Annotated in this window: 13 protein-coding genes and 2 pseudogenes; all 15 read left to right on the top strand. The window is 35.3% G+C overall.

All coding sequences use genetic code 11. The features are described 5' to 3' along the window. Nucleotides 1–36 precede the first annotated feature (36 nt). A complete protein-coding gene (locus LGZ98_RS07660; RefSeq protein WP_262977905.1) occupies nucleotides 37–1071 on the top strand; it encodes an alpha/beta hydrolase family protein in 1035 nt (344 codons plus the stop codon). Nucleotides 1072–1946: 875 nt separating this feature from the next. Further along, nucleotides 1947–2252: a Cro/Cl family transcriptional regulator gene (locus LGZ98_RS07655; protein ID WP_113041250.1), complete on the top strand. Its 306-nt coding sequence runs from the start codon at nucleotides 1947–1949 to the stop codon at nucleotides 2250–2252. An 812-nt stretch (nucleotides 2253–3064) separates the two neighbouring features. After that, nucleotides 3065–3355, top strand: coding sequence for a hypothetical protein (locus LGZ98_RS07650; protein WP_113041248.1), 291 nt, complete (start codon nucleotides 3065–3067; stop codon nucleotides 3353–3355). Between the two features lie 725 nt (nucleotides 3356–4080). Continuing rightward, nucleotides 4081–5181, top strand: coding sequence for an amidinotransferase (locus LGZ98_RS07645; protein WP_113041247.1), 1101 nt, complete (start codon nucleotides 4081–4083; stop codon nucleotides 5179–5181). Nucleotides 5182–5186: 5 nt separating this feature from the next. Then, nucleotides 5187–6218: pseudogene (locus LGZ98_RS07640) on the top strand (fatty acid desaturase family protein). After that, entirely contained in the window at nucleotides 6202–6342 is a 141-nt protein-coding gene (locus LGZ98_RS07635) for a hypothetical protein (protein ID WP_158536495.1), read from the top strand. Before LGZ98_RS07640 ends, LGZ98_RS07635 begins: the two are co-directional and overlap by 17 nt. Next, nucleotides 6339–7151 carry a 2OG-Fe(II)-dependent halogenase WelO5 family protein gene (locus LGZ98_RS07630; protein WP_113041246.1) on the top strand — a complete coding sequence of 271 codons (813 nt, stop codon included), beginning with the start codon at nucleotides 6339–6341 and terminating at the stop codon, nucleotides 7149–7151. The genes LGZ98_RS07635 and LGZ98_RS07630 overlap by 4 nt, the downstream gene beginning before the upstream one ends. A 283-nt stretch (nucleotides 7152–7434) precedes the next feature. After that, nucleotides 7435–8316 (top strand): DMT family transporter, encoded by an 882-nt coding sequence (locus LGZ98_RS07625; RefSeq protein WP_262977904.1) that lies wholly within the window; start codon nucleotides 7435–7437, stop codon nucleotides 8314–8316. Between the two features lie 245 nt (nucleotides 8317–8561). Beyond that, nucleotides 8562–10154: a serine hydrolase domain-containing protein gene (locus LGZ98_RS07620; protein ID WP_262977903.1), complete on the top strand. Its 1593-nt coding sequence runs from the start codon at nucleotides 8562–8564 to the stop codon at nucleotides 10152–10154. A 313-nt stretch (nucleotides 10155–10467) separates the two neighbouring features. Further along, on the top strand, nucleotides 10468–12057 hold the full coding sequence (locus tag LGZ98_RS07615) for a serine hydrolase domain-containing protein (RefSeq protein ID WP_262977902.1): 1590 nt from the start codon (nucleotides 10468–10470) through the stop codon (nucleotides 12055–12057). A gap of 370 nt (nucleotides 12058–12427) precedes the next feature. After that, nucleotides 12428–14020 carry a serine hydrolase domain-containing protein gene (locus LGZ98_RS07610; protein WP_191214743.1) on the top strand — a complete coding sequence of 531 codons (1593 nt, stop codon included), beginning with the start codon at nucleotides 12428–12430 and terminating at the stop codon, nucleotides 14018–14020. Nucleotides 14021–14320: 300 nt separating this feature from the next. Continuing rightward, on the top strand, nucleotides 14321–15916 hold the full coding sequence (locus tag LGZ98_RS07605) for a serine hydrolase domain-containing protein (protein WP_113041241.1): 1596 nt from the start codon (nucleotides 14321–14323) through the stop codon (nucleotides 15914–15916). A gap of 299 nt (nucleotides 15917–16215) precedes the next feature. Continuing rightward, complete coding sequence (locus LGZ98_RS07600; RefSeq protein ID WP_191214745.1) at nucleotides 16216–17808, top strand: serine hydrolase domain-containing protein; 1593 nt, start codon at nucleotides 16216–16218, stop codon at nucleotides 17806–17808. 329 nt (nucleotides 17809–18137) lie between these two features. After that, nucleotides 18138–19730 carry a serine hydrolase domain-containing protein gene (locus LGZ98_RS07595; RefSeq protein WP_113041239.1) on the top strand — a complete coding sequence of 531 codons (1593 nt, stop codon included), beginning with the start codon at nucleotides 18138–18140 and terminating at the stop codon, nucleotides 19728–19730. 463 nt (nucleotides 19731–20193) lie between these two features. Further along, nucleotides 20194–20481: pseudogene (locus tag LGZ98_RS07590) on the top strand (anti-phage dCTP deaminase); the annotation flags it as partial.

The following is a 20481-nucleotide window of genomic DNA, read 5'->3' as shown; positions in this document are numbered from 1 at the left end:
TGTGGTCTTTGTATATGTTAGTTAAAGGAGGGATTAATGAAAGCATATTATTTTAATTTACGACAGAGAATTTTGACATTTGCTCTGCTTTTTTCATGTTATATAGGTTTTGCTTACTCAAATACAAATGCGCATAAACAGTTTTTCCGTCATGATGGTAGTGAAATAACTTACTATCTTAAGCAAAGAGGTGGTAAGAATCTATTGGTGCTGATACAGGGCTCTGATTGTAATAGTATCGCCAATAATAAGTTTGTGAATAATACATTCAGCGATATTTATCCCGATAGTGATGTTCTGACTGTGGAAAAATATGGCATTAATGCATCACTCCCTTGGTCTGATGTTGTTGAGCGTTCAGATTGTCCTAAGGCTTATATTCGGTTGGATACGCCAGAGCAGCGAGTTAAGGATTATATTCAGATCATTGATTATCTGAAACATCAGAATAAATATAAAAAGATCGTCATTTTGGGTGGAAGTGAAGGAGCAGTGGTTGCTAATTTAATAACATCACAAGTCAATTATATTCATAGAACCGTGTCACTGAATGGTGGAGGTCGGTATTTCGCTGATGATGTTATTCATAGTATGAGGAGTGAGGTGCCACCAGAGCATATCGATGAAGCAATTAAAGAATTTAGGGATTTTCAGCAAAAAATAGCTACCGGGAATAATATGGGTCATATAGAGATGAGTAATCACGGTGCTAATTGGTGGAGAATCTCACTTGGTATTGATCAATATAAAGTGTTAAGTCAAACTAAAAGACCTATCTTGATTATTCAAACACTAAATGATAATTCCGTCAGCGCTGGCTCAGCGATAAAAATGGAAGAACAATTAAAGAAAGATAATATTACCTTTTATCAATACCCAGGTCTAAGTCATGGATTTAGGAATAATGAAGGTGTTTTGCAGATTACTCCTATAGTTGAAGATATAAAGAATTGGTTATCTATACCCGTCGTCTTTCAAGTTGCCTCTTTGTTGGCTGCACTCACTCACCCCGGTCACATAGTTATCTATGCTCCCGGGGATTCGCTCCCTTGCCGCCGCGATGCATCTTGAAATCCATAGGGTATATACCCGTTATCCTTCAAGTTGCCTCTTTGTTGGCTGCACTCGCTCACCCCGGTCACATAGTTTGTTATGCTCCCGGGGATTCACCCCCTTGCCGTCGCGATGCATCTTGAAATCCATAGGGTATAGGGATTATGGATAACCGTCTGTTATCTAAAATAGTATTAATTCGCCGATTTTTTCATATTGGGAAGTGATATTAAATTTGGAAATAAAACGTGGTATAGTCAAAATTGACACCACGTTTTTTTGTATTATTTTTGCGTAGTGATTGTTATTAATTCCATATCTCATTTGTTATTATAATGGGTGAATGGGATGTAATTATAATATTTACTATAAATCATCACTTGATTAATATACCGCTTATTATTTCTACAAAATATAGTGTTAAAACGTTATGAATTATTTGTTGTTTATGAAATGATGTTCTCGACTTTAGCTTTTGTAGAGTAGAGGGAAATAGCTGTTTATTTTTCATTATTTTTCATTATTATTTATCTCTGTCATTATATTCGATTGAAAAAATTACTGAAATATCCTGCTCATTACAGGATGTAATATCTTTTTTATTTTCCATTGGGTAATAAAATATTGATTTTAAATTAATTAAATTTATTTTTTTATTTTATTGACAATACATTAATGGCATCTATAGTTATATGTATTAGATAAAGCATCAATATGGCATCAAAAATGCTGTAGATATTATCTAAATGCTGGATAAATTCCTGATAAACACCTTATTTTCTAGTGAAAATGGTTACCGTTTTGTGTGGGCAAGATAAATAGCTTATTGTATATATTTTTGAGTGATATAAGTTATTTATCAATTAGTTAGATTAAATTTTGGAGTTTATATTATGATAATTAAGAAAGATATTTTATTAAATGAAGAGCTAATTGTCGATGATGAGCTTAAAGTGGGTAAAGTAGAGAAGGTCAATATTGATATTCTGTCACCCAGCTCAGTTATCGTTAGTCTAAATATTTTAGGCGTAGTTGATGATTTTCATCTATTACTCATTGATGGTGATAAAGATAAAGACAAGATTGTGCTGCTCTATCTTTCTCTTTTACGTGTTCTTCATGAAAAATTAGAAGTGAAAGTAAAAATCGCAAAAAGTAATCTTACTAAGATAAAATATATAGTAGGAGTTGAAATTTAAGAAGTATTTGTTAAATTTCTAAATGAGTGCGTAGAATAATATATTCTGTAGAATAATTGAATTTTGTTTGAAAGATATAATCATATAGAGCTGGTTTTATTAAATTCAAAAAGATATTTTCTGCTAGATGCACTTAGTCAAAGGCAGAATGGTAATATTATCGCTCTGCCTTTTTCTATTTTAATGAATTGTTATGTAATTAAAGTAATAAAATCAGATAAATAAACGCAGTTTATTTATCTGTGGTAATAATGGTATAGAAAGAAACTAAATTTCCTCTATTTTACATACTATTAGTTTGATCTAAACGTGGAGAGTTATAATTAATATTACCTGAAGAGCGGCATATAGTTATACGATCAATACATCGATTATAATTTCTATAATTTATTTTTCAACTCTGTAATTGTACCAATAATTTTATCTTTTTAAGGAGAGTGATAAATACCCATATTATTATCATTTATATATGTAACTATTAGATGTGGAAGAAGTTAATGATATATCAAGGTTTTCATATGAAAGATCTGAATTTCTGTTTTTTGTGACAATGTAGACGTATTTTTAAATTAAGCTATCACCTTTATTTGACAACGTATGAATGGCATCTATAGTTATATGTGTTAGATAAAGTATTAATGTAGTATTAAAAATGCTAACTACTATATCTGATGCGTAGATGACCTATTAATGCATATTGATTTTATAGTAGAAGTGTCCTTTATCTTATATTCCACAAGTAAACAGTTTGTTGTTCTGCATCTTGGGTAATATAAGTCTATTTATAAATTAATTATATTTTGGAGTTTGATATGGATAGTACAATTGTCAGTAATGCTGATATTGATAAAGGTCAAAATTCTGGTAAAATAGTTAAAATTGAACTTGCCCTCGCGAAAAGTAAGACAGAGAGAAATGTAGTAAAATTTTATATCTCAGGCGATGTTTGTGTATTGGATAGTGATGCCTTGACGGGCGATGATTTTACTCAGGCTTATCTTATTCTTGTACACGCTTATTATAAGGGTGAGAAAGTAACGATTGATGTTGATCAAACTAACTCTCAAGTAAATATCATTACTGGAATAAAAGTTGGTGTATAGTGGTCTATTAGTTCAGATAAATTATAATTTTCTGATTAATAGCCTCACTAAATACAGAGATATTACAAGCAGGAATTAAGAGAAGTATTTCCTTGGTAGAATGAAATTAATTTTATTAAAATGTAGAAAGATTCTCTACTAAATGCACTTAGTCAAAGGCAGAATGATAATATTATCGCTCTGCCTTCCTCTATTGGAATTAATTATTGAAAAATAAAACAACAATATCTCATAAATAAATTCCACTTTACTTATCTTCGGTAATATTATTATAAGTAAATAATTATATAGCAAACAATCACATTAACTCTATTTTACAATGCTTAAATTTAATTCCTTTACAAATTTAAATGTCCATATATTATTGCTCGAAGAAAAACTTATATTTTTATTTTAAAGTGATAAAACCACAGTGAAACTATAAAGTTGTTTTTTATATTATTACCTTAATTGAAAGTTTTATGATGAAAAAATAAATTTTTTAACAGTTTCTTACTGTTTTAAATAGCTAATGTTATGATTTTTTGTTGGATTTGTCAGATCTAAAAAAATCATAGTTAATTTGAATTTTTAAACGGAAAGAAATGTAAATCTATAATATTATGTATGATGATATATTGAAATTGAATTTTTTCTAAGAGATTTATATTGATTAAAACAGGGTCGCAATTAATACAATTGTTATAGTTTTAAAGCGACATAATATTAAAATATCAGGAGACGACATGCTTGATTCGAATTTAACAGATAATGATAGTAAGAATTCTTCCCCAGTTTGTTCTTTTAATGAATGGGATCCACTTGAGGAGGTTATTGTCGGTGTCGTTGATGGCGCCAGATTTCCCGGTTGGCATATGGCGATAGAGCCAATACTACCACCGAATCAGATTGCTAATTTTCATCGGTATGCAGGTCGGTCATTTCCGCAAGAGCAAATTGATGCAGCATCTAGAGAATTAGAAGAGTTTGTCCATATTCTTGAAGGTGAAGGCGTGACAGTACGTCGTCCGGATCCGCAAGACCAATCTCAGGTATTTGGTGCGCCAGGCTGGAGTAGTACAGGGTTTTATTGTGCAATGCCTCGCGATGTGCTGTTAGTTATTGGAAATGATATTATTGAATGCCCGCTAGCATGGCGTTCTCGTTATTTTGAGACAGCGGCATATAAGACTTTACTTAAAGATTACTTTAAGAAAGGGGCAAAATGGAGCGCTGGGCCAAAGCCACAGTTGACCGAGGAACAATATAATTTCGAATGGCATCAGCCTAATAGCAAGGAGCGTGTTCCCCTTGCTATAACTGAGTTTGAACCAACTTTTGATGCTGCGGATTTTATTCGATGTGGGCGAGACATCATTGCTCAAAAGAGCCATGTTACAAATGAATTTGGTATTGAATGGCTTCGTCGTCATATAGGTGATGAATATCGTATTCATGTTTTTGAATTTAACGATGATAGCCCTATGCACATTGATGCCACTTTTGTTCCTATGGCGCCAGGAAAACTGTTAATTCACCCAGAAAAAGTATTAAAAATTCCTGAATTGTTTAGGAACTGGGATGTATTACATGCACCGAAACCGGTTATTCCTGATGACCATCCTCTGTATACGACCAGTAAATGGATCAACATGAATATTCTGATGTTGGATGAACAGCGAGTGATTGTTGAAAAGCAGGATGAACCAATGATCGCTGCGATGAAACGCTGGGGCTTTACGCCTATTCCATGTAATTTCAGGAATTTTAATACGTTCGGCGGTTCCTTCCATTGTGCAACAGTGGATGTAAGACGGCGTGGAACTTTACAGTCTTATCTTGACTAGGAATAATGATGGCTATCTGGAGATATTCCCTTTGGGATGCAGCAATGTTTGCATTAAGTATCTTGCATACGGTAGCCACTATTACGCTAGTTGTTTATTGGAATGGTTTCACTATTATGGGGTGGTTGACTCATGTTATTCTCCTGACATTGATGATAACTTACAACATAATGGTGATCTCGCATTTTTTTACCCATACTCCCTGGTTTGTTTCTAATACCATGAATATGTTTGTGTCTATATTGAATTCAATGAATATTGGGCAATCTATACAGTCTTATCATTTGTCCCATGTTCGTAATCACCACAAATATAATAACGACCGGGGAGTCGGCGAAAGTGGACCTCAGGATACTTCTTCAACCTTTATCAATGGAAAAGAAATAGGGGAACATAATGCTCTTTGGCGTTATTCTACCATTGGTGGAATATTTACTCTTTATAACAGTTTAATTCGTATGTTATGGGCTATATTTATATGGCATAAACCGCTTAGTAAAGCTGATAGAGGATATGAAAAACTTCTTTCAAGAGTAAAAGTTAGGAGAATGAAAGAGTTGTGGCAATTGAGACTGGATAGATTATTTCAAGCGATGTGGGTTATTATCTTATTCACTTGGTCTTGGGAATAGAGCTTATTTTGCTATCTACCTTCTCTATATTTTGCCTTTGTTCTGGTTAATATACAAAATTATTATGAGCATTATGGTGCATTGCCGGAAAATAAATTTGCAAATTCAGCGAGTTACTATGGTCGTGTCTATAATTTTTTGATGTTTAATGATGGCTATCACCAAGAACATCATATCTCAGGAAACACGCATTGGAGGCTATTACCTGATTTACGTAGGAAATATTCGACTCAGCTTTCTGCACAGAAGAGGGTTATTAGTCCGGTACCTGCAATATTGGGTTTTTTACATAGACGTAGATCGTTACTTCATAGATCTATAAACCCTATGGATTTCAAGATGCATCGCGACAGCAAGGGAGTGAATCCCCGGGAGCATAGCGAACTATGTGACCGGGGTGAGTGAGTGCAGCCAACAAAGAGGCAACTTGAAAGATGACGGGTATAAACCAAAAATAATGGGTGAATCGACTATAATGCAAAAAAATTCGAGATTAGAGGAGCAACGCTGGCAGAATCGGAGTTTATGATATATGAAACATCAAACAATATATCTATACACGCACTTTCTGCCCTTTTGGATGGTCGCCTTGCGGCTTGTCGGGTTCGTAATTTTCTTCCGTCAGAACAAAGCAGGAAAATAATTGAGAACTTTTGGCGTTCCCCGGCACGGACTCCTCGTTACGGAGAAGGTATTGAAGGTGTTGAGGGATATTTCATTGGAGCATCGCATATTGAAAAAGATACCCGCCAATATATTGAAGAAGCGGAACATTTCCGTTCTTCAATTAATGAGGTGTTTCAAGATACGATCAATCCAATTGATCATTTCATTGATCAAGTAATTCATTTTAGTAGTAATACCCTACGGGTAATACGTCCTGCAATGTATCATGGTGTTGCGGCGGGTAATGTAAAAATTGTGTATTGGAATAATTTTGGCGAATTTCTTTTATTACCTCATGATGATCTTGCACAGTTAAGTGATCCGAGCCAGAGTGATTTTGAGATCCAACAGATTAATCGTGTTATGGCGGTAAATTTTTACGCTGACGTTCCTCAAAATGGCGGACAATTAAAAGTATGGAATATTCAACCTGATGACCAATCGCGTAGTGCCCTTGGTTTAACTTACAGTGGTTTTCCATACCCGTCGGAGTTATTGGAAGATCATGCAAGTATGGTGATTAATATTGAGGCGGGAGATTTGGTATTACTGAATGGGAACTTGGTCCATGCGGTACTGAATAGTAATACTATCTCTGCACCAGAACGGCGTTTACTGATGACCTGTTTTATGGGATTACAGCAAAATGGTGATCTTATTTGGTGGACCTAACGTAACGTGCTCATGGAGATTGAAAACTGCTCACAGATATTTATCTATACCCTATGGATTTCAAGATGCATCGCGACGGCAAGGGAGTGAATCCCCGGGAGCATAGATAACTATGAGACCGGGGTGAGCGAGTGCAGCCAACAAAGAGGCAACTTGAAAGATGACGGGTATATAATCGTATAATATGATTGCCTCTGAGAGAGGGTTGATATTTAATCGGTGTTAGATTTGGCTGCTGCGTTGACTTGTGTACATTAAATGTAAGACAGGGTGTGGATTCTCTATGATTTCTAAAGCTCAATGGATCTCTTATAGCTCGACTTTGATTTTTGTTTTATTGTGGAGCAGTGGTGCGATTTTTTCTCGGTGGGGACTCGATCATAGTACCGCGTTTGCCATTCTCACGATGCGTTTTGCTATTGCGCTTATTTTTTTGATATTTCTGGGATTATTATTCAGGCATAAGGGCTATTATTTACCTGAGCATGGTACTCGCAAACAGATAGCAGGCACCGGTATTTTGTTAATTGGCGGTTATTCTATTTGTTACTTTTTTGCTTTGGATAATGGGATCACGCCTGGCGTTTTGGCTACAGTTATGGGAATTCAACCGATTATCACATTGTTGGTGATCGAACGTCGTTTCTCGGTTGTACGTTTAGCGGGTTTATTATTAGCATTACTGGGTTTGGTATTAGTGGTGTATCAAAGCTTGGTGCTGTCTCGGTTTTCTATTGCTGGTATTACTTTTGCCTTAGCCGCATTGGCTTGTATTAGTATTGGTGCGATTTTACAGAAACGAATTCATCAAGCTCCCTCTGCGGTTTTACCCCTGCAATATAGTGTTAGCCTACTACTTTGTTTATTGTTTGTTCCTTTCCAACCTTTTGAGTTTCAACTGGTGCCTGGCTTTATTATTTCATTGCTATGGTTAGGGTTAATTATCTCTGTTGTGGCTCAATTATTACTTTACCGACTCATTCGGGAAGGTAATTTGGTGAATGTAACCAGTCTTTTTTATCTCGTTCCTAGTGTAACCGCTGTAATGGATTATTTGTTTCTGGGAAATTCATTACCTGCTCTAAGTTTGTTGGGAATGGTAGCCATTTTATCAGGACTTGTATTAGTCTTTCGTACAAAGAGAGTCTCTCTTGCCACTGAATAAATCTGGGTTACCGGGCTTACAATTAGTCCGGTAATTGCTTTTTTATGAATGTTGAAATCAGTACTAGCACGAATTCATCTGTTCTGATGAGTAACCACAGTTACTTTCTGTTTCTCTTTATATATTAAATGATAATCATTATTACTTGGATGTTGGTTATTTCCGTCTTACAGTACTCACAACATATTTATTGCTATCAGACTGCATATATATGTCTTGTTTTATAATCTTATATAAGGAAATTCATGATGAAATCGATGATATCTAAAGATAATATTAATTTATTTATCAAAAAAATAGATGAACTGGTTAATATTGAAAATGAAAAAAAAGGTGGGGCTTTCGCAGTTGCTATTATCCACGATGATAAGATAATTTATCAGCGTCATATCGGGCAGGCGAGCATTGAACATGCTGTGGCTATACAGCCTAATACTAAATTCTATTTGGCGAGTGCTTCAAAACAATTCACGGCTTTTTGCATAGCCTTGCTGGAGAAAGAAGAAAAGCTCAATGTCAAGGATAAAGTCAGGCAATATTTAGATTATTTACCCGAGCATTTCTCTGACATTACCATTGAGCATCTTATTCATCACACCAGCGGGTTACGGGATGTATTTTTACTTTATAATCTGGCAGGTAAAAACTCAAGTTTCGACTACTGCCATGCTGATTTAGTGAAAAAACTGATTCAACGACAACAGACACTAAACGCTCCCATTGGGGAATATAATATTTATAGCAACACAGGCTATTATTTGCTGGGGGAAATCATCAGAGTGGTTTCAGGTAAGTCGTTAAAAAAATATTCAGAAGAAAATATTTTCGCTCCATTAGAGATGAAAGATACCATTATCTGTGATGATATAACCGAGATTATCTCTAATCGGGCGATGGGTTACACTTATAATGAGAATTCGCAACAGTGGATAAGAAGCGATATTAATAATTCTGTGACGGGTAGTGCAGCGGTTCACTCCACCGTGAATGATTTATGTCGTTGGGCTAAAGCATTTTATTCGCCATCTATTGTTCAGGATTTACTGCCTCAATTATCTCGTACACCAGATTTAACCAATGGCAATCGTAACAATTATGCTTACGGTTTGATTATCGACCAACGCGCAGGGCAAAGGATAATACAACACAGTGGTACCTATGCTGGCTTCAGGGCTAATATTTGTATTTTGCCAGATGCTAAATTAGGTATTGCGATGACTGCTGCAACCGATGTTGATGTTGGTAAATGGACGGATAAGTATATTGATATATTGTTTAATACCGATGCTGAGCCAGAAAAACCACATTGCTTAACCAGTAATATTGATATCACCGGTATTTTCCGAGGGATAGAGCCTTACCCTTATATTATTACTAAAGAAGATGTTTATCTTTTAGGTAATTTATTTACAAAAGGTAACCCGATTATTTTTAACTCTGACGGTACATTCCAAGAACAAGGAAGTAAAATCCAGTTCAGGCCCGTCATTGAAAATGACAGTGTTATCGCATTGGAACATATTGATGAAATTGGTAACGTTTTTTATTTGAAAAAGATGAACTATGAAGATAGTGTTGATATTCAGTTATTGTCAGGGCGATATTATAGTCACGAAACAGAGGCAGTAATTAATATTATAGCGTCTGGTGATGATATTTATATTGATGGGATTATCCATCCGGTAAAAAAAGAGGTTTTGCGACGTATTTATGGGAATAGTTATTTCTCTCCCAGTACTGAATTTGTTGTTGATTTTGAATTTGATCCTGACACGAATAAATCTCGTTTTTATATCGGTAATTCACGTTGCTTGAATGTGGAATTCGTTGAAATTTAGTCACAGGTTAGTAAATATATACCGAATGAACTTCAAAATGCTTGAGCCGTCAGATATAAAAACATTTAAATTCAACAACATAATCGTTTTTCAAACATGCACTTTGAAGTATCTTGAGTATATACCCTATAGATTTCAAGATGCATCGCGACGGCAAGGGAGTGAATCCAACAAAGAGGCAACTTGAAAGATGACGGGTATAGAATTAATATTATGAGGACCTAAAGATATTTTCTATTAGATACACTTTGTTCCAGGCAGAACGATTATATTTATGTTCTGTCTGTTTTTTATAAATATTAGGAGATTAATCATGAAACTGACAATATCCACAGATAATATTAAATTATTTATCAAGAAAATAGATGAATTAGTTAATATTGAGGATAAAAAAAAGGGTGGCGCTCTCGCCGTTGCGATTACCCACGGTAATAAAACCATTTATCAGCGTTATATTGGGAAAGCGAGCATTGAACATGCTGTGGCTATAAAACCTAATACTAAATTCTACTTAGCGAGTGTTTCAAAACAATTCACGGCTTTTTGTATAGCTTTGCTGGAGAAAGAAGGAAAGCTCAACGTCAAGGATAAAATCAAACAATATTTGGATTATTTACCCGTGCATTTCTCTGATATTGCCATTGAAAATCTTATTCATCATACCAGTGGGTTACGGGATATGTTTTTACTTTATGGTCTGGCAGGTAAAAATTCAGATCTTGACTACTGCCATGCTGATTTAGTCAGAAAACTGATTCAACGACAACAGGCATTGAATGTCCCCACAGGGGAATATTATCTTTATAACAACACGGGCTATTATTTGCTGGGGGAAATCATCAGCGTAGTTTCAGGCCAGCCGTTGAAAAAATATGTAGAAGAAAATGTTTTCGCCCCATTAAAGATGAAAGATACCTTTATCTGCGATGATATAACCGAGATTATCTCTGACAGGGCGATGGGTTACACTTATAATGAGAATTCTCAACGGTGGATAAGAAGCGATATCAACAATTCTGTGGTGGGTAGTGCAGGGGTTCATTCCACCGTGAATGATTTGTGCCGTTGGATGAGAGCGTTTTATTCGCCATCGATTGTTCAGGATCTGTTGCCTCAATTATTCCGTACACCAGATTTGACCAATGGAAATCGTAACAATTATGCTTACGGTTTGATTATCAGTCAACGCGAAGGGCAAACGATAATACAACACAGTGGTGCTTATGCTGGCTTCAGAAATAATATTTGTATTTTACCGGATGCTAAATTAGGTATCGTGATAACCGCTGCAATAGGTGTTAATGTTGCTAAATGGGTGGATCAGTATATTGATATATTGCTTAATACCGATGTTGGGCCAGAAAAGCCGCATTACCTAACCGATAATATTGATATCACCGGTATTTTCCGAGGGATAGAGTCTTATCCTTATGTTATTACCAAAGAAGATGTTTATTTTTTAGGTAATTTATTCGAAAAAGGTAACCCGATTACTTTTAATCCTGACGGTACATTCCAAGAGCAAGGAGGTAGAACCCGGTTCAGACCTATCATTGAAAATGACAATGTTATCGCACTAGAACGGATTGATGAAAATGGTAATGTTTTTTATTTTAAAAAAATGAATGATGAAGAGAGTATCGATATTAAACTATTGTCAGGGTGCTATTATAGTTACGAAACAGAGGCGGTAATTAATGTTATATCGGCTGATGAAAATGTTTATATTGATGCGATTATCCATCCGGTAAAAAAAGAGGTTTTGCGGCATATTTATGGGAATAGTTATTTATCCCCAGGAACTGATCTTATTGTTGATTTTGAATTTGATCCAGATTCAAATAAATATCGTCTCTATGTCAGTAATTCGCGCTGCTTGAATTTGGAATTTGTTTCGGTTTAATTAACAGGTTAGTAAATGCAAATTTAGGACAGTATTTCGTTAGTAGGATAGGATTGATACTATTGTGAGAGTCTGGAGATATTTTATATTAGATGCACTTCATCCTAGGCAGAACGGTTATATTTATGTTCTGCCTGTTTTTTGTAAACATTAGATCTAAAATGATTTCTGAAATCAAATAACTATTTATAAAAGTTAGCTAATTTTGATTTTCACCCACAGTTACTTTATATTGTCATCCATACATTAAATGATAATCATTATCACTTGGGTGTTTCTTGTTTACGCCTTATAGTTCTGCCCGCATATGTTGTATCACCAGATTGTATATATGTGCCCTGCTTGTATAACTTTAAATATTAGGAAATTAATGGTGGAACTGACAATATCTACAGATAATATTAAATTATTTATCAATAAAATAGATGAACTGGTTAATATTGAAAATAAAAAAAAGGGAGGGGCTCTTGCCGTTGCGGTTACCCACGGCGATAAAACCATTTATCAGCGTCATATTGGGCAAGCTAGCATTGAACATACTGTAGCTGTAAAACCTGATACTAAATTCTATTTAGCGAGTGTTTCAAAACAATTCACGGCTTTTTGCATAGCTTTATTGGAGAAAGAAGGAAAGATCAGGGTTAAGGATAAAGTCGGACAATATTTGGATTATTTCCCCGCAGAATTTTCTGACATTACCATTGAACATCTTATTCACCATACCAGCGGGTTACGGGATAAATTTTTACTTTATCACCTGGCAGGTAAAAATTCAGACTTTGATCACCGTCATATTGATTTGGTGAGAAAATTGGTCCAACGGCAACAGGCACTTAATTTCACGTCTGGGGAGTATTATCTCTATAGCAACACGGGCTATAGTTTACTGGCGGAAATAGTCAGCGTAGTTTCAGGTAAATCGTTGAGGAAATATGCAGAAGAAAATGTTTTTGCCCCATTAAAGATGAAAGATACCTTTTTCTATGATGATATAACCGAGATTATTCCTGATCGGGCTATAGGTTATGCTTATAATAAGAAGCTGCACCAGTGGGTAAGAAACGATATCAATAATTCTGCTGTGGGTGGTGGTGGGCTTCACTCCACCGTGAATGATTTGTGTCGTTGGATGAGAGCATTTTATTCACCATCGATTGTTCAGGATCTGTTGCTTCAATTATCCCGCACACCAGATTTAACCAATGGCAATCGCAACAATTATGCTTACGGTTTGATTATCAGCCAACGCGAAGGGCAAACGATAATACAACACGGTGGTTCTTATGCTGGCTTCAAATCTCACGTTTATATTTTACCAGATGCTAAATTAGGTATCGCGATTACCGCTGCAATAGGTGTTGATGTTTCTAAATGGGTGGAACAGAATATTGATATCTTGTTTGGCACCGATATTAAGCCAGAAGAACTGTATTGCCTAACCAGTGATATCGATATCACCGGTATTTTCCGAGGGGAAGAGCCTTATCCTTATATTATTACCAAGGAAGAGACTTATTTGTTAGGTAATTTATTCGAAAAAGGTAACCCGATTATTTTTAACTCTGACGGTACATTCCAAGAGCAAGGAGGCAAAATCCGGTTCAGACCTATAATTGAAAATGACAGTGTTACTGCACTGGAACAGATTAATGAAAATGGCAATGTCTTTTATCTTAAAAAGAGGATTGATGACGGAGGTATCGATATTCAGCGATTGGCAGGGCGATATTATAGTCATGAAACAGAAGCAACGATAACTGTTTCCCCTTCTGGCGATGGGATTTATATTGATGGGGTAGTTTATATTGGTAAAAAGGAGGTCTTGCGGCGGATTTACGGAAATAGTTATTTTTCTCCCAGTACTGAACTGATTATTGATTTTGAATTAGACCCTAATAGCAATAAACCTCATATCTATATCAGTAATTCACGTTGTTGGAAGATAGAATTCGTCACAGTTTAATTTATAAAATGATAAATTAGAATTAGGAGCGATATGGTTATAGTAGAATGGAATTAATACTATTGAGGAGATAGAGATATTTTCTATTAGGTGCACTTTGTTCCAGGCAGAAATATTATATTTAGTTCTGCCTGTTTTTTTAAACATCAGCTCCGATAATTACTTTATATTGCCATTCACATATTAAATGATAACCATTATCACTTGGGTATTTCTTATTTACGTCCTACAGTACTGTTTGTATATGTATTGATATCAGGCCGTGTATATTTTATTTTGTAACCTTAAATAAGGAGTTTCATGATGAAATCTACTATATCTACAGATAAGATTAAGTTATTTCTCAAGAAAATAGACGAATTAGTTAATATTGAAAATAAAAAGAAGGGTGGCGCTCTCGCCGTTGCAGTTATCCTCGGCAATAAAATCATTTATCAGCGTCATATCGGGAAAGCCAGCATTGAACATGCTGTGGCTGCAAAACCTAATACTAAATTCTATTTGGCGAGTGTTTCAAAACAATTCGCAGCTTTTTGCATTGCCTTATTGGAGAAAGAAGGAAAGCTCAGCGTCAAAGATAAAGTTGGGCAATATTTGGATTATTTCCCGATAGAATTTTCTGATATTACTATTGAACATCTTATTTATCATACCAGTGGATTACGTGATGAATCTTTACTTTATCGCTTGGCAGGTAAAAACTCGCGTTTTGATTACCATGATATTGATTTGATAAGAAAACTGACGCAGCGGCAACGAGCGCTTAATTTTACGCCTGGCGAATATTATACTTATAGCAACACGGGCTATCATTTGCTGGCGGAAATCGTCAGTGTGGTTTCAGGTAAATCATTGAGAAAATATGCAGAAGAAAATATTTTCGCTCCGTTAAAGATGAAAGATACTTCTTTCTATGATGATGTCACAGAGATTATTTTTGATCGGGCGATGGGTTACACTTATAACAAGGAACCGAACCGGTGGGCAAGATATGATCTCAATGGTTCGGTGGTAGGTGGCACAGGGGCTTATTCTACGGTGAATGACTTGTGTCGTTGGATCAGAGCATTTTATTCACCATCCATTGTTCAGGAACTGTTGCCTCAATTATCTCGTACACCAGATTTAACCAATGGCAATCACAATAATTATGCTTACGGCTTGATTATCAGCCAACGAGAAGGGCAAAAAATAATACAGCATGATGGTTCCTATGCTGGTTTCAAATCTGATGTTTGTATTTTACCTGACGCTAAATTAGGTATCGCTATTACCTCTGCAACGAATATTAATGTCATTCAATGGATTGAACAGTGTCTTGATGTGTTGTTTAACACGAATATAATTGAACCGGAAAAACCACATTGTCTAATCTGTGATATCGATATCACAGGAATTTTCCGAGGAGCAACGCCTTATCCTTATATTATCACCAAAGAGGATTGCTATTTATTGGGTAATTTATTCGGAAAAGGCGAACCGATTACTTTTAACTCTGATGGCTCATTCCAACAGCAGGGAAGTAAAACCCGATTCAGACCTATCATTGAAAATAATAGTGTTATCGCATTGGAAAAGATTGATGAAAATGGCAATGTTTTTTATTTTAACAAGATGACTGATGACGATGTTATCGATATTCAGAGATTGTTATGGAATTATTATAGTCATGAAATAGAAGCAACGGTGACTATTTCTGCTTCTGGAGATGAAATTTATATTGATGGGGTTACTTATTCTGAGAAAAAAGAGGTTTTACGGCGGATTTACGGTAATAGTTATTTCTCCACGAGTACTGAATTTGTTATCGATTTTGAATTTGACTCTGATATGAATAAGCCTCACCTTTATATCAATGACTGGGGTTGCTGGAGGGTAGAATTTGTTGCAGTTTAATTTTTAAAGTGATAAATCAGAATGAAGAATGGCATTGTTATAACAGGGTGTAATTAATGTTGTTGAGGGCCTAAAGATATTTTCCATTAGATGCATTTTGTTCCAGGCAGAAATATTATATTTAGTTCTGCCTGTTTTTTAAACATCAGCTTCGATAATTACTTTATATTGCCATTCACACATTAAATGATAACCATTATCACTTGGATATTTCTTATTTACGTCTTACAGTACTGTTTGTATATGTATTGATATCAGGCCGTATATATTCTATTTTGTAACCTTAAATAAGGAGTTTCATGATGAAATCTACTATATCTACAGATAAGATTAAGTTATTTCTCAAGAAAATAGACGAATTAATGAATATTGAAAATAAAAAGAAGGGGGGCGCTCTCGCCGTTGCGGTTATCCTCGGCAATAAAATCATTTATCAGCGTCATATCGGGAAAGCCAGCATTGAACATGCTGTGGCTGTAAAGCCTAATACTAAATTCTATTTGGCGAGTGTTTCAAAACAATTCGCAGCTTTTTGTATTACTTTGCTAGAAAAAGCAGGGAAGCTTTGCGTCAAGGATAAAGTTGGGCAATATTTGAATTATTTCCCTGCGGAATTCTCTGATATTACCATTGAACATCTTATTCACCATACCAGCGGGTTACGGGATGAGTTTTTACTTTATGAGCTGGCAGGTAAAAATTCGGACTTTGATCACCGCCATATTGATTTAGTCAGAAAATTGGCTCAACGGCAACAAGCGCTTAACTTTACTCCTGGGGAATATCATCTGTATAGTAATACCGGCTATAATTTGCTGGCGGAAATAGTCAGAGTGGTTTCAGGTAAATCGTTAAGAGAATATGCAGAAGAAAATGTTTTTGCCCCATTAAAGATGAAAGATACCTTTTTCTATGATGATGTCACTGAAATTATCGTTGATCGGGCAATGGGCTACACTTATAACGAGGATTCATGCCGTTGGATAAGAGATGATCTCAACGATACAGTGGTCGGTGGTTCAGGGCTTCATTCTACGGTAAGTGATTTGTGTCGTTGGATCAGAGCCTTTTATTCACCATCGATTGTTCAGGATCTGTTGCCTCAATTATCCCGCACGCCAGATTTAACCAACGGTAATCGCAACAATTATGCGTACGGTTTGATTATCAGCCAACGCGAAGGGCAAACGATAATAGAACACGGTGGTTCTTATGCTGGCTTCAAATCTCATGTTTGTATTTTACCGGATGCTAAATTAGGTATCGCGATTACCGCTGCAATAGGTGTTGATGTTTCTAAATGGGTGGAACAGAATATTGATATCTTGTTTGACACCGATATTAAGCCAGAAGAACCGTATAGCCTAACCAGTGATATCGATATCACCGGTATTTTCCGAGGGGAAGAGCCTTATCCTTATATTATTACCAAGGAAGAGACTTATTTGTTAGGTAATTTATTCGAAAAAGGTAACCCGATTATTTTTAACTCTGACGGTACATTCCAAGAGAAAGGGGGTAAAATCCGATTCAGACCCATCATTGAAAATGACAGTGTTACTGCACTGGAACAGATTAATGAAAATGGCAATGTCTTTTATCTTAAAAAGAGGGTTGATGACGGAGGTATCGATATTCAGCGATTGGCAGGGCGATATTATAGTCATGAAACAGAAGCAACGATGACTGTTTCCTCTTTTGGCGATGGGATTTATATTGATGGGGTAGTTTATATTGGTAAAAAGGAAGTCTTACGGCGGATTTACGGGAATAGTTATTTCTCTCCCAGTACTGAACTGATTATTGATTTTGAATTAGATACTGATGCCAATAAACCTCATTTTTATATCAGTAATTCACGTTGTTGGAAGATAAAATTCGTTGCGGTTTGACGGATAGAATGGAATTGACATTATTGAGATTTTAAAGATATTTTTATTTAGATATACTTTTTACCCGGCAGAACTATCATATTTATGTTCTGCCTGTTTTTTGAAAATATCAGCACCAAAATGATTATTGACAGCGAATAACTGTTTGCAAAGGTTAACCAATTTTGATTTACAGCCGTAGCTACTTTATATTGCCTTTAATATATTAAATGATAACCATTACCACTTGGATGTTTCCTGTTTACGTCTTACAGTACTGCCCACATATATATCGCTATTAGGCTGAATATATATGTTTTGTCTTATAACCTTAAATAAGGAAATGCATAATGAAATCTACCATATCTACAGATAACATTAATTCTTTTCTCAAAAAAATAGACGAACTAGTTAATATTGAAAATAAAAAAAAGGGTGGAGCATTCGCTGTTGCTGTTACCCACGGCAATAAAACTATTTATCAGCGCCATATAGGAAAGGCTAACATAGAACATACTGTGGCGGTAAAACCTAATACTAAATTCTATTTGGCGAGTGTTTCAAAACAATTCACCGCTTTTTGCATAGCTTTGTTGGAGAAAGCAGGAAAGCTCAGCGTCAAGGATAAAGTTGGACAATATTTGGATTATTTCCCTGCGCACTTCTCTGATATTACCATTGAACATCTTATTCACCATACCAGTGGATTACAGGATCAATTTGGGCTTTATAATCTGGCAGGTAAAAACTCGGACTTTGACCACCGTCATATTGATTTGGTGAGAAAAATGGTTCAACGGCAACAAATGCTTAATTTTATGCCTGGAGAATATTATCTCTATAGTAATACGGGCTATAATTTATTAGCGGAAATAGTCAGGGTGGTTTCAGGTAAATCATTGAGAGAATATGCGGAAGAAAATGTTTTCGCCCCATTAAAGATGAAAAATACCTTTTTCTATGATGATATAACCGAGATTATCTCTGATCGGGCAATGGGTTATGCTTATAACGAGGCGTTGCGTCAGTGGAGAAGATATGATCTCAATGATGCGGTGGTTGGTGGTTCAGGGCTTTATTCTACGGTAAATGATTTGTGTCGTTGGATAAGGGCATTTTATTCGCCATCGATTGTTCAGGAATTATTGCCTCAGTTATCCCATATGCCAGATCTAACTAACGGCGATCGTAACAATTATGCCTACGGTTTGATTATTAGCCAACGTGAAGGGCAAACGATAATGCGACATGGTGGTTCTTATAGTGGTTTCAAATCAGAAACGTGCATTTTGCCTGATGCTAAATTAGGTATCGCTATTACCTCCGCAGCAAATACTAATGTCTATAAGTTTATCAGGCAGTGTCTTGATGTGTTGTTTAATACTGGTGTTACTGAACCAAACAAACAGCCTTGCCGGACCAGTAATATTGATATTACCGGTATTTTCAAAGGAATGGAGCCTTTTCCTTATATTATTACCAAAGAAGATTGCTATTTATTAGGTAATTTGTTCGAAAAAGGCAATCCGATTATCTTTAACGCGGATGGAACATTTCAAGAAGAAGGTGGGCAAATCCGCTTCAAACCTATCATTGAAAATGAGCGTGTTATTGCATTGGAACAGATTAATGAAAATGGCAATATTTTTTATTTGAAAAAGATGATCGATAAAGGTGATATCGATATTCATCGATTGTCAGGGCGTTATTATAATCATGAAACAGAATCGATTATCAATATTGAAGTATTAGGTGATGAGATTTATATTGATGCAATTATCTTACCGGGAAAGAGAGAAGCTTTACGGTGGATTTATGGGAACAGTTATTTTCTTCCGGCGACAGAGTTGATTATTGATTTTGAATTTAACTCTGATACAAATGAACCTCGTGTTTATGTTAATGATGGATATTGTTGGAAGATAGAATTCGTCTTGGTTTAATTGATAGGGTTGTAAATATGAATTAAGAACCGTGTTTTTCTAGAAGGATAAGAAAATTAGATTGAGATCATAAAGATATTTTCTATCTAATCTATTTATTTTCAGGCAGAACTATTATGACGATGTTCTGCCTGTTCGACATGATTTTGATATTTTAATTGCTTCATGGATTGTTTTTGGTTTATATTCTCATCGCTCTTGATATGTTAAGGATACACCTTTCCTCTAATTAGAGATACAATTTAGTCTTTATTATAATAGAAGGGAGGTAAATTTATGAAAAAGGGTAAATTATGTGATGTTAATTCATATTTCCTAATCAGAATGTACAGGGTATAGTAAATAAAAAGACTATATTTAGCTACGAAATTATATTTGTTTGAATGTTATTGCCCGTTTTTTACAAATGTAATTAACGGTTATTTTAAATAGAGTAAAACGATAATAGGCAGAAATACTTAACATGATTAATATAAATAAAACATATCCATATGAGGATGATCAGATACCTTGTGATTTTGATTCTGAGGTCGTTATTGCGTTAGTTGGCGCTGTAGGAACAGATTTGGAAATAATTAGAGATTCTATAACAAAGAAACTTAATGCGTTCAGGTATGATGTACAGGAGATAAGAATATCTTCTGAAATCATTTCGGTATTAAGAGATATTCCGTCAACAAGGGATAATTATGAAAGGATAAGTTGCTTAATGTCGGAGGGTAATTATTTAAGAGAGTCTAGTCAGGATAGT

This window comes from Photorhabdus kayaii (assembly GCF_025384895.1).
In the GTDB taxonomy this organism is placed as follows: Bacteria; Pseudomonadota; Gammaproteobacteria; order Enterobacterales; family Enterobacteriaceae; genus Photorhabdus; species Photorhabdus kayaii.
This window is presented reverse-complemented; position numbering and strand designations above follow the sequence as displayed.

Coding starts and splice junctions, on each gene's coding strand:
- LGZ98_RS07595 (WP_113041239.1), top strand. CDS start 18,138: ATGAAATCTACCATATCTACAGATAACATTAATTCTTTTCTCAAAAAA.
- LGZ98_RS07620 (WP_262977903.1), top strand. CDS start 8,562: ATGATGAAATCGATGATATCTAAAGATAATATTAATTTATTTATCAAA.
- LGZ98_RS07645 (WP_113041247.1), top strand. CDS start 4,081: ATGCTTGATTCGAATTTAACAGATAATGATAGTAAGAATTCTTCCCCA.
- LGZ98_RS07615 (WP_262977902.1), top strand. CDS start 10,468: ATGAAACTGACAATATCCACAGATAATATTAAATTATTTATCAAGAAA.
- LGZ98_RS07655 (WP_113041250.1), top strand. CDS start 1,947: ATGATAATTAAGAAAGATATTTTATTAAATGAAGAGCTAATTGTCGAT.
- LGZ98_RS07660 (WP_262977905.1), top strand. CDS start 37: ATGAAAGCATATTATTTTAATTTACGACAGAGAATTTTGACATTTGCT.
- LGZ98_RS07610 (WP_191214743.1), top strand. CDS start 12,428: ATGGTGGAACTGACAATATCTACAGATAATATTAAATTATTTATCAAT.
- LGZ98_RS07650 (WP_113041248.1), top strand. CDS start 3,065: ATGGATAGTACAATTGTCAGTAATGCTGATATTGATAAAGGTCAAAAT.
- LGZ98_RS07625 (WP_262977904.1), top strand. CDS start 7,435: ATGATTTCTAAAGCTCAATGGATCTCTTATAGCTCGACTTTGATTTTT.
- LGZ98_RS07605 (WP_113041241.1), top strand. CDS start 14,321: ATGATGAAATCTACTATATCTACAGATAAGATTAAGTTATTTCTCAAG.
- LGZ98_RS07600 (WP_191214745.1), top strand. CDS start 16,216: ATGATGAAATCTACTATATCTACAGATAAGATTAAGTTATTTCTCAAG.
- LGZ98_RS07630 (WP_113041246.1), top strand. CDS start 6,339: ATGATATATGAAACATCAAACAATATATCTATACACGCACTTTCTGCC.